8 protein-coding genes are annotated in these 12,293 nt (G+C 43.1%); 4 read left to right on the top strand and 4 right to left on the bottom strand.

From position 1 onward, the window contains the following. Positions 1-10: 10 nt before the first annotated feature. From NNC77_RS03545 to NNC77_RS03530, 4 genes are all read right to left on the bottom strand, one after another. Positions 11-898 (bottom strand): hypothetical protein, encoded by an 888-nt coding sequence (locus NNC77_RS03545; protein WP_234564774.1) that lies wholly within the window; start codon positions 896-898, stop codon positions 11-13. After that, positions 895-1,803 carry a vWA domain-containing protein gene (locus NNC77_RS03540; protein ID WP_234564773.1) on the bottom strand — a complete coding sequence of 303 codons (909 nt, stop codon included), beginning with the start codon at positions 1,801-1,803 and terminating at the stop codon, positions 895-897. The genes NNC77_RS03545 and NNC77_RS03540 overlap by 4 nt, the downstream gene beginning before the upstream one ends. A 530-nt stretch (positions 1,804-2,333) precedes the next feature. Beyond that, complete coding sequence (locus NNC77_RS03535; RefSeq protein ID WP_234564772.1) at positions 2,334-2,675, bottom strand: hypothetical protein; 342 nt, start codon at positions 2,673-2,675, stop codon at positions 2,334-2,336. Between the two features lie 992 nt (positions 2,676-3,667). After that, positions 3,668-5,254 (bottom strand): ATP-binding protein, encoded by a 1,587-nt coding sequence (locus NNC77_RS03530; RefSeq protein WP_234564771.1) that lies wholly within the window; start codon positions 5,252-5,254, stop codon positions 3,668-3,670. A gap of 236 nt (positions 5,255-5,490) precedes the next feature. Between NNC77_RS03530 and NNC77_RS03525 the strand changes: the two genes are divergently transcribed. The 4 genes from NNC77_RS03525 (at position 5,491) to NNC77_RS03510 (ending at position 12,163) form a co-directional block, all read left to right on the top strand. Further along, entirely contained in the window at positions 5,491-6,702 is a 1,212-nt protein-coding gene (locus NNC77_RS03525; RefSeq protein WP_254969933.1) for a dicarboxylate/amino acid:cation symporter, read from the top strand. Between the two features lie 165 nt (positions 6,703-6,867). Continuing rightward, the gene (locus tag NNC77_RS03520) at positions 6,868-9,009 is read left to right on the top strand and encodes a cation:proton antiporter domain-containing protein (protein ID WP_254949480.1); all 2,142 of its coding nucleotides are present in this window, start codon (positions 6,868-6,870) and stop codon (positions 9,007-9,009) included. Positions 9,010-9,632: 623 nt separating this feature from the next. Further along, positions 9,633-10,775, top strand: coding sequence for a glycoside hydrolase family 88/105 protein (locus NNC77_RS03515; protein WP_254969934.1), 1,143 nt, complete (start codon positions 9,633-9,635; stop codon positions 10,773-10,775). Then, positions 10,772-12,163: a rhamnogalacturonidase gene (locus tag NNC77_RS03510; protein ID WP_254969935.1), complete on the top strand. Its 1,392-nt coding sequence runs from the start codon at positions 10,772-10,774 to the stop codon at positions 12,161-12,163. Before NNC77_RS03515 ends, NNC77_RS03510 begins: the two co-directional genes overlap by 4 nt. Positions 12,164-12,293: the final 130 nt, after the last annotated feature.

Below are 12,293 nucleotides of genomic sequence, written 5' to 3'. Positions count from 1 at the left end.
AGTATTAAGTTCAACGAATTGTTATTTTTATTTTTTGTTGCCTGTTGTCAATATTTGCAATTCCATTTTTTGGTACAGGATTAGGATTTATGGTATATCCCTCTCCGAAACACATTGCATTTTTCTTTTTAGGTATAAATGTTAGTTTGCAGACAAACAAAGGATTAACTACACTTTTAACTTCGCCTGTAAACAAACGATTCCAAAAAGATTGTTTTACTTTTTTATCCGAAAACACCACTCGTTTTGCCCCTTTAAAGACAACATTCATTTGTCCGACCAGCTTTCCATCCTTTTCCAAGAGCACAGACTTAGTGAATTTCCCGAATCGAGGATACTTCAACGGTTTCAATATGACAAACCATACAAGAAGCACAGAACAAAAAACTATCAATATCCAGATGACTACTTTCGCCAATGGATTCATTTGCTTGTCATAATCAAGCGTCCACTGAAAAACATCCAGTTTTTGTCCAGGTTTCAATGTCTCTGAATCTAATCTGTCCAACTTGTAATTAATCAACCTTAGATACCCTTGATGTTTTCCTCCTTTTGCTTCTGGATTAAAGACAAAAGATACCTTTTGAGAGCAAACAGAAGAATTCACTCTCAACTTATTTTTAAAAAGAGGCTTACCATCTGCATAAACCTGCATCTCATTAGTATCAATAGGCTTATCATCATTATCCACAAACAAGAATTCAGCAAAGCATTTCTTGTCATTCTTTGCATCTTGACTGAATTCAAACTCAAACACTTTCTCTGCAGGCACAGTTTTTGCATCTACCCATAAGAACTTAGGATAGTACGTTACCGTACCAAACTTTGTACTTTGTTCAGAACAGGAACAAAACAGAACAAGAACAAAGAAGAATATAAATTGATAGATATGCCTCATTTCACACTTACTTTTAATGAACGTTCTGGTTTACTCTCACACTTAACTGGTATAGACTCTGTCACCAAGAAATCAAAAGTTCTACCTCCCTTTAGTTTAACTGCTAAAGAAAAACACTTAGAATATGGCAGCGAATGCACATTTCCTCTAAAAGATATATATACCCTTAACTTTCCATTTACAAACTTTGATTCTTTCACATAATAAGGTGAGTTAGTAGGGAAACTCACAACAAAATGCCTTTCCTTAACATCTCCCCAAATCGGTAATTCTAAATACTTATCATTACGAGCATTGAAGATCGCATAAGACTGCAATCGAATCATATTGATATTGACATCTGCAGTTTTAACCTTCCAAAGATGAGATTGAGAATCGATTATTCGATCTATTTCCAGATTATAAGCAGCCTTATTTAGCATCACATAGAAACCATATACATTTTTGTTCGCATATCTGGCTCCCCATTGCCTCAACAATATTTGAAATTGACGAGTTTTCTCTTCATTCTGCCCATCCGTCATGAAAAACATATAAGTTACTCTTGAAGAATTTACTCTATTCTTATAGAAATCCATTAATGGATCACTATGATAGGTCATAGAGTTTTTGTTGACAGAAAGAGAATTGATTTTATTCTTTAAAAAATCTTTTCCTTTTGATGTTGCAAGACTAGAAAAAGCTGGTAAACTAGCATGATGATTTTTGTCAAAGGCAAATGGAACAACCACTAATTCTGTGGTTTCATCCGTTACCTTTTCTATCGCATTCTTCAAATTTTCCTTTACCTCATCCCATATTCCATTAGGTTGCTTCATAGAATATGAGCAATCGAGATAATACACTCGTCTCTCTTTCAATATTTGAGAATGAATCGCCAAAGAAGACAACATCATTATTATCATAAGAATCCGCCTCATTCTTTTCTGTTTGCGTCAACTTGTTCCCAGAAGTTGCATTAGTTATTAAAGTTTTTATGAATTGGCGTGGGACTATTGCCTTTTCGCCAGAATAGAGGTTGTGGAAGGACCTATCTGCTAGCATAGGACAATAGCCCACGCCAAAAGGGTATATCATTCCTTTTCCATTTTGAAAAGGATACAATAATCCTAAAGGCGTGAGAATACTGTTCACTATCCAAGCAGATTTCGAAACTTCCACATTTCTATTCTAGGATAACGTTCAATACGCTCATTCATTTGAGTCTTCATCGCAGCCGTTCTTTTCCGTCTGCTCCAACTCTGACCGCAAAAGTAAGCAATATTCTTGATACCGCCAAACTTTTTGCGATGTTTTTTATCCCGAAGGACAAAAAAGGCATTGAACGCTGCCATTGCCGAGAGAAAAATACTTCCACATTTCTATTCCATGGCAACAATTCAATGCCCTATACCTATATACCATCCCTTACGAAAAGGTAAACAACCTGTCACGATTATCTCTTCACCACCATCCCCTTTCTGGCATTCACCGTAAAATTACCAAGGGATGTCTTGACTTTATAAACGCCATTCTTCGATGATACCAGCTTTGCCGATATTCCCATAAAGCTGACGCCGCCGTTCTTCTTCTCAATGGTGTACTTTCCGAAAGGAGTAGCTACGATGATATGGTGCTTGGTGTTCTCAACTACACCATACACAGTACCGGATGGAGCCTGCTTTACCTGCTCGGCAACACTCTTTACGGCATTTGCCACATCGGTGTTGTTACTCTTTGCAAAACTGGTTGTGGTGGCAGCTACTACCATCATCAACGAAATCATAATCTTCTTCATACCTTATTATATATTAAAAGGGTTATACTTCATTTTCCACGTTCCACGATTCTTTCTTTTCCATCGCTTCCCGATTACGAGTGCAAAAGTAAAAAGATTATTTCTATCAGCCAAATATCTAAGCCTACCTTGTATGAAATGCCATTCTATATGTACCAAATGACAAAGAGGAGGCGTCATAAGTCTAAATTACAGTTGGCGCATAACAGTTGGCCTACGCATGCACATCACCTGTTGTGCAAGCGCATATCAGCTGATATGCAAGCGCACAACAGCTGTTGTGCGACCGGAGATACTAACTAACTCAAAAACATATACTATCTTTTCTAACAACTTATACTATGTTTTCCAACAACATATCAGCAACATTCCAACAAACAAAAAAGGGTGAATCATTTACTTATGACACACTCTTTGCAAAATCAGACACACAACTGATCTTATCTTATAATATTATACTCAAACTCATAATCCCCATTCTTCAGCCATTCGGGAACATCTTCCCCATTTTCCATAAGGCCTTATTCCTCCTTTTTTAGTTCAAATTACAATTGCAAAAATACCTCCCGTCAATATTTATAACCAAAATTCATATACCTACAAGTTTGGAATCTAGCGATAAAAATAAGAGGATTGAGAGGCTGGGATTCTCTGTTTTCTGCTCTATATTAAGAACAAGCCCTATAGTTGTACGACTATAAAGTTACAGTTGTACGACTATACATGCTATAGTTGTACAACTGTAGAGCTATGGTTGTACAACTATAGGGGTTATAGTCGTACAACTATAGATTTTCCTCAACGGCATCACCTTGTCAAGAAATCACAAACACCTGATTATCAACAAGTTCCTATCCCTATTCATATTTGCGACATTCTCAAAGAAACTATAAGCATCTGAAAATACGAGAATCTCAGGCAAGCTAATGTAAAGAAAACTTATTCTTTATAACGCCGCATCACTACATCTTCGGGATATTCTTACGGATTACTTACTTCATTTTCCACCCATCAATGGTTCCCGTCTTCGATGAGAAGTTGCAGCCTATCTGATAAATCTTTCTGCCATCTGCTGCATATTCCCTGGCATAGCCCATATCCTCTATCTGCTTCAGAGCTTCCTCTGCCGAACCATCACGCTTGAACTCGAAGATGTAGATATAGTTCGGAGTCTCAACCACACAATCTACCCTACCTTCGCTTTGCTGCTTTTCGATGAACACCGTGAAACAGCTGATCATTCTCAATACGAGATAGAAGGTGTATTGGAAGTAACGTTCCTTCTCTCGCTCATCGTCCTTGCGACGCTGGTTATAAGGAATGCTGGCAAAGAAGGAAGTCATCAGATTCTCCAACTGATGGCAATCGCCCACGTCCATAGCACTCACCACTTGTAAAACAAAAGCATCTGTCGATTCTTTTGGCTGCAAATAGCTAGTAGCCACCAAAGTAAGGAATCCATTTTTCACCTCATCATTCGGAAAATCCAAAAGATAGGAATCCATATTCATGTTCCAATCCTTTATCGTAAGATAGCCACTCTGATAAATCATAGGCAATGGCGCTTCTACATCTGCTCGATAATCCACGAAACTACTTGTTGGATAATACTTGCCTGTCAATTCATTCAAATTCTCCTTAAAATGGGAAAGCAAGCGAACCAAATAAGTTGGTGTACCAGTACGAAACCAAAAGTCACTTAGTCTCTTCTTGCTCAAAGAATTCAAGATACTAAACGGATTATAGATATCGAGCATGTCTGAGCTAAAATGATAACCGTCGAACTTACGTTTCAACTTGTATTTCATCCCCTCCTCTGTAGTCTTATATCTCACAGCCATCACTTTAATCTGTTCCTCGAATGTGGAATACAACTCCTCTTCCGTAATACCGCAAAGTGCCTCGTAATGCTCATCCATACTGATGTCATCAGGTTGGTTAAAACCACTGAACACACTCACCTGAGAGAACTTGGTAACGCCAGTCAACAAAACGAACTGCAAATCGGCATCGGCTGCCTTGAAAACTGAATAAAAACCTTTCAAAACTTCTCTATTCCATTCCTCCAACTTTCTCTTCTGACCATTGATTGTAATATTCAAATCTTGGTCCAAGACATCTAGCAAAGGCTTGTCGTATTCATCAATCAAGACAACAGCACGAAGACCAGTTTTCTCATGGGCAGCTTTGAGGACAGATACAAATCGGCTTCCCAATCCTTCAGCAAACTCATCCCTCCCATATATTTTTTCCTGTCGTTCAACAAAACCTAACAGGGTTTTATCCAACATTCCTGCATCAGTAAAATTAATGCCATTGAAGTCTAAATGGAACACAGGATATTGCTTCCATTCCTTCTCCAGCTTGTCGATGGCAAGCCCCTTGAACAACTCCTTTTTTCCCTCAAAATAGCATTTCAAGGTAGATACGAGCAATGACTTTCCGAATCGTCTAGGACGACACAGAAAGTATATTTTACCATTAGTCACTAAGTCATAGACCAATGCCGTCTTATCAAGATAAACATAATCACCTTCTATGATTTGTTCGAAGTCTTGTATTCCTATAGGATATTTCATATTGCTGCCTTTTTAATTTCTTTCGGCAAAGTTACAAAAAATAATGATACAAGCAAAAGAATAGCCCGAAAAAAATAACGAGATTGCAAAATACCATATTTGTGGGATTGTTGACAAGGAAAAAAAATAATACCTTTGCCTTTTGAAAATAATAGTTTAAAATCATGGTAGAAACAATGAATAATATTGGAAATAGACAGCCGGATAGCAATGCTGGCTGCAGTAAGCAAAAAGGAGTGAAGAATAAGCAAACCCGGCAGCTGGTACTATGGATTGGCGCTTTGATAGTAGGCGCCGTCTTGGGGATATTCGGCATCAGCTGGCTGGATGGTCTGATGAACTTCATAGCCACGGTCTATACCCGCTTATTCCAGCTTCTAGCAGTACCAACCATAGCCTTGGCAGTTATCACAACCCTGGCATCATTGGGCAACCAGGCAGATACCGGTAAGATATTCCGCCACGCCATCACCTACACCCTGCTCACAACGATAGCAGCTGCAGCAGTGGGACTGGTGCTCTACAACATCGTATCTCCAGGCAATTTACCTACAGCCTTGGTGCAGAGCGGTATGGCAGATGTTCCCCAAAAGCTGGGAGAAACCAGCTATTATGACCATATTCTTGGGGTAATACCCAACAATATCATCAAGCCGTTTGCCGAAGGAAATGTACTCTCTATCCTGATTTTGGCGGCAGCAGCAGGTATTGCTTTAGCCAAGATGCCATCAAGCGATAAGAAAGAAGTCGTGATGAAGGGATTGTTTGGATTACAGGATCTGCTCTTCATGCTGATTCATGGATTAATTTGGGCTCTGCCTCTGGGTATCGTCGCCTTTGCAGCACAACTCTCAGCCCAGTTCTCTGCGGGTATCGTGATGGCTTCTCTAGGAAAGTACGTAGCTGTTATACTGGGAGGTAATGTCATTCAATTCTTCATCATCCTTCCGCTCTTCCTCTTGGCAAGAGGCTTGAATCCAGTGCGCACTTTGGGTAAGATGATGCCGGCAGTATTAATGGCTCTGTTTACAAAGAGTTCTGCTGCTACGTTGCCGGTGACGATGCAGACTGCAGAAGACAGACTGGGAGTTTCCAATCTGGTTTCCCGCTTTGTATTGCCTATCTGTACTACCATCAACATGAATGGTTGCGCTGCGTTTATCCTCGTAACCTCCTTATTCCTGATGCAGAATGGAGGAATGCCTTTACCTTGGACTACGATGATTCTCTGGCTCTTCATTTCAGTTATCTCAGCAGTGGGTAATGCAGGAGTGCCGATGGGATGTTATTTTCTTACCCTATCTCTGATGTCCGGTATCAATGCTCCTATCGGCATCATGGGCATCATCCTGCCAATCTATACCATCATCGACATGATTGAAACGGCAGAGAATGTATGGTCTGATTCCTGTGTCTGTGCCATGGTGGATAGGGATTTGAAAAGATAGAAACAATAGTGAGCATGCAAAAATATCACCATGATTGTAGGATAAGGGCAGAAAAACTTTGTGCTTTCAAGATTTATTCGTACTTTTGCAGTCAAAAACAGAAAGGGAGGGATGAATGCTGATGCAGAAATCCCTCTTTAAGTATAACAAAAAAGAAGAAAGCCTATGTTCCATATCGCTCAATACTTCCCTATCACAGACCCTACGTTGATATTCTTCGTAGTGCTCCTCATCATCCTCTTTGCCCCTATCATCATGGGTAAACTCCGTATCCCGCACATCATCGGTATGGTGCTGGCAGGTGTGCTCATAGGCAAATACGGACTGAATATCCTGGAGAGAGACTCTTCGTTTGAGCTCTTCGGAAAGGTGGGACTCTATTACATCATGTTCCTCGCTGCACTGGAGATGGATATGGAAGGCATGAAAAAGAACAAGTCGCGACTGCTTATCTATGGCCTGCTCACCTGTTTTATACCATTCTTCCTCACATACGGCATGAGTATCTGGCTGCTCCACTACTCTGCCAAGGCTTCCTTCCTGCTGAGCTGCATCATGGCATCCAATACGCTGATTGCCTATCCTATCGTTTCGAGATACGGACTGCAACAGAAACCGAGCGTTACGCTGAGTGTGGGGTCGAGCATGATTTCGCTGCTCATAGCCCTGATAATGCTTGCCGGACTGGTAGCATCGTTCAGCAAGCATGACGGTGTACTGTTCTGGGTATTCTTCACCCTCAAGTTTGCCGCCTATTGTGGCGTGATGATCTTGCTGATTCCCCGACTTACAAGATGGTTTTTGCGAAGATACAGCGATGCGGTGATGCAGTTTATCTTCGTACTTTCAATGCTCTTTATGAGTGCGGCACTTTCGCAGATAGTGGGCATCGAGGGTGTTTTCGGTGCTTTCTTCGCAGGTCTGATATTAAACAGATATATTCCGCATGTTTCGCCACTGATGAACCGCCTCGAGTTTATCGGCAATGCCCTCTTCATTCCTTATTTCCTGATAGGTGTGGGCATGCTGATCAATATCAATCTGCTGTTTCAGGGCAGTCATATTCTATGGGTGGTGTTCTGCATCGCCTTCTTCGGAACCCTGGGCAAAGCCATCGCAGCCTATATCGCCTGTCTGGGTTTCAGGTTGCCACTTTCTTCGGGTCACATGATGTTTGGACTCACTTCGGCTCATGCTGCCGGAAGTATAGCCATGGTGATGGTGGGTATGCATCTGCTCGTAGCACCGGGCACTTACCTCGTCAACGATGATATGCTCAATGGTGTGGTTATGATGATTCTGATTACCTGCATCATCTCATCCATCCTTACCGACCGGTCTTCGCAGAAGATTATCCTGAGAGACAAGGAACTGCCTGATGCGGAAGACGACAAGAAGGTGAGCGATGAGAAGATTCTGGTTCCGGTGAAATATCCTGAATATGCCGACAACCTGATGAGTCTGGCGTTTCTGGTGAGAAACCAGAAGCTGAACAGGGGACTCATCTGCCTGAATGTGGTATATGAAGACAAGGACATGCGATACAACCAGGAACAGGGAAGACGGATTCTGGAACATTGCAGTCAGCTGGCTGCTGCCACCGATGTGATGACGCAGACCCAGGTTCGTATTGCCGCCAACATCGCCAACGGCATCAAGCATGCCTTCAACGAGTTCCAATGTTCTGAGATTATCATCGGAATGCACATGCATCCTGAGGTTTCGCCGAAGTTCTGGGGAGAATTCCACCAGAGTCTCTTCAACGGATTGAGCCGACAGATTATCATGGCACGCATCAGACAGCCGTTGAATACATTGAGAAGAATACAGGTAGCCGTACCTTCGAGAGCAGAGTTTGAGCCGGGTTTCTACCGCTGGCTGGAACGACTAGCCCGACTTGCCGGCAACCTAGACTGCCGCATCCAGTTTCATGGCAGAGAAGAGAGTCTGGCGCTCATCAATGAATATATCAAGAACCGGCATCCGGAAGTGCGTGCTGATTATACCCAGATGATTCACTGGAACGAGTTGCCGCAGCTGGCTTCGCAGATATCTCCAGACCACCTGTTCGTGGTAGTAACCGCCCGTAAGGGAACCGTATCTTACAAGACAGCACTGGAGCGTCTGCCGGAGGAAATAACGAAATACTTCTCAGGTACCAACCTGATGATTATCTTCCCCGACCAGCATGGTGATTCCTACGGCGACCAGCTTACCTTCGCTGAGCCTCAGCATCAGGAAGAGATCAGTGCTTACGAATCATTCCTGCAATGGTTTAAAAAGAAGTTCAACTTAAAAAAAATGTAAAGGCAGCTTCATTCCTTAAAATATGTTTAAGAAAAGCGGAAAAACAGCCTTCACACCCTTCACCTGTAATAAATTGATTTACAGAATGTTAAATAAAAAGGTGAAGGGTGAAGGTTTGAAAACTCTATTTATATATGTACGCGTGGGTAAAGAAAAAAGTGGGTAATTCAAAAAAAGACCCTAGGGTCAAAAATCGAAAAAGCCCTAAAAAAGAATATAATATAAAGATTTAAAATATACCCTTCACCCTTCACCTCGTCACCCCAACACGGTTTCCATATCTTCTTTATCGGAGATATTTTCTTATCCTTCGGAGATATTTTGCTATCTATCGGAGATAATTTCTTATCTATCGGAGTTATCTTTTTATCCTTCGGAGATATTTTCAGAATGATTTCATGGTATTTTCTGTACTTTATTTCCCGAATCCACGCAAATCGCACAAATCGCATAGGTAGGAAACGGAAATGTTGTATCTTTGCAACGTCAATCAGAAGTAACAACGAAATGCAGGATTGCTGAAAAAACAACATAAAAATTTGGAAGTTAGAATTATTCAGCGTAATTTTGCAGATGAAATAAAACAAGAAACAATTGATAAACTAACATTAATAACAAGACAAATGAAGAAACTAATCTTGTCATCGCTCTGCATGCTCATGGGCTTGACCTCTATGTCTGCCCAGACCGCATTGCAAAATGAAATTCTGGAGGTAGCTCATCGCACCAACAACTACTTCATGACGAAGTACAGCGACCCTACTCTCAACACATTCGTGAAGAAAATCCGCACCAGCAACCTCTGGACCCGTGCCGTGTATTACGAAGGATTGATGGCACTCTATGAGATTGACCCTCAGCAGCGCTATCTCAACTATACCGACAAGTGGGCGGATTATCACAAGTGGACTGCCCGTGGCAGCGTGAACGATACCGATGCCGACAACCAGTGCTGCCAGCAAACCTACATGGACCGCTACGTACAGACAGGCGGCAAGAAGGACTTGAGCAAGGTAAAGGAGAACCTAGACCATCAGATGGGTACCAACCGGGTAAACTACTGGACTTGGATTGATGCCATCCAGATGGCGATGCCTGCCTACGCCAAGTATGCCAAGATTACCAGCGAACGCAAGTATCTGGATTATGCGATGAATTCCTATAAATGGAGCCGTGATACCCTGGCTAACGGTCTCTTCAATAAAAAAGAAGGTCTCTGGTGGAGAGACAAGGACTACGTGCCACCTTACAAGGAAAAGGATGGTAGCAACTGCTACTGGAGCCGTGGCAATGGTTGGGTGTATGCAGCCCTGGTCCGCGTAATGGAGACTTTGCCAAAGACAGACAAATACTATCAGTATCTGAAGAAGGATTTCATCTCTATGAGTCAGGCTATCCTGAAATGCCAGCGCGAAGATGGTTACTGGAACGTAAGCCTCGTTTGTCCAGCCAACTATGGTGGGCCTGAGATGACCGGTACAGGTCTCTTCCTCTATGGTATGGCATGGGGTGTTCAGCAGGGCATTCTTCCTAGAGCCACCTACCAGAAGGCGATGGACAAGGCATGGAAGGCTCTTGCCGCATCGGTTCACGAGGATGGTTTCATCGGCTATAACCAAGGCACCGGAAAGGATCCTGCAGCCGGTCAGCCTGCCACCTTCACCTCAGTTCCTGACTTCGAGGACTACGGCACAGGTTGCCTCCTACTTGGCGCCGCAGAGTATTACAAGCTTTTAAAGGTAAAAAGTAAAAAAAACAAATCATGAAGAAATATATCTGGCTGATGGCTTGCCTGGTGGCGTTTTCGCCACTAAGCGCCAACGCCGCAAAGAAACAGAAGAAAGCAAAGAAGGCACAAACCGAACTTTGGCCTGATGGCACAAAGATGGATGCCTGGTTCAGCAACGCCCAGAAGGTGAACGTAGATACCCTGGGCAAGAAATACGTTCTCACCGACTATGGCGTAAAGACGGATAGTACCCTGATTCAGACCCAGGCCATCCAGGCGGTCATCGACCGTGCAGCCAAGGATGGCGGTGGCGTTATTGTGGTACCTGCCGGAACCTATCAGAGCGGTGCCCTCTTCTTCAAGCCAAAGACCCATCTCTATGTTTCAGAAGGTGGAAAACTGAAAGGCAGTGACCGCATCGCCAACTTTCCTGTGGTGCAGACCCGCATCGAGGGAGAAACCTGCAAATACTTCTCTGCCTTCATCAATGCCGACAAATGTGACGGCTTTACCATCGCCGGTCCTGGTACCATCGATGGCAACGGTTATCACTATTGGGAGGAGTTCTGGATTCGCCGCACCTGGAACCGTGAATGCACCAACAAGGATGCACAGCGCCCTCGTCTCGTTTATATCAGCAACTCCAGCAACGTAACCTTACAGGATGTGCATATTCAGAACAGTCCATTCTGGACCAACCACATCTACCTTTGCCACCACGTCCGCTTCCTGGGTTGTACCATCTTCGCCCCTACTTCCGGCATGAAGGCACCAAGCAGCGATGCCATCGACATTGACGTTTGTCACGATGTGCTGGTGGATGGCTGCTACATGAGCGTAAACGATGATGCCATCGCCATCAAGGGCGGTAAGGGCACCTGGGCAGACCAGGCACCAGAGAATGGTCCTGTATATAACGTACTCATCCAAAACTGCACCTATGGTAGAGTGCACGGATGCTTAACCCTCGGCAGCGAGAGCGTGAAAGACCGCAACATCGTATTGCGCAACATCAAGGTGGGCAATGCACAGCGCGTACTCTGGCTGAAGATGCGCCCTGATACTCCTCAGCATTACGAGTACGTAACGGTGGATAACATCCAGGGCACCACAGGCAGCTTCCTCGTCATCCGCCCATGGAAGCAGTTCTTCAAACTAGGCGATCGCAAGGACATGCCGCTGAGCCAGTGCAACAACATCACGATGAAGAATATCCAGATGGATTGCGACAACTTCTTCGATGTGGGCAAGAGCGAGAAATACCGCCTGGTAGATTTCACCTTCGAGAACATCAACTGTACCGACAAGAAGATGGCTTTTGATGCCAACCTTATTGAGAATACCGTGGCAAAGAAGGTGAACATCACCCCTAGGGAAAAGAGCAACGGATTGAAGACCACCGGTGATGCCGATGGGTTGAAATAACACATACATTTTATAGAAAGTAATACAGAATTGAGTACTGAAACGAGCTTTATTTGCAAGAATAAGGCTCGTTTTGTTTTTTTATATCCCTCCTTATTTCTTTTTATCTCTTAAAATTAGGCATTTCCAA

This window comes from Segatella copri (assembly GCF_024330485.1).
In the GTDB taxonomy this organism is placed as follows: Bacteria; Bacteroidota; Bacteroidia; order Bacteroidales; family Bacteroidaceae; genus Prevotella; species Prevotella copri_L.
This window is presented reverse-complemented; position numbering and strand designations above follow the sequence as displayed.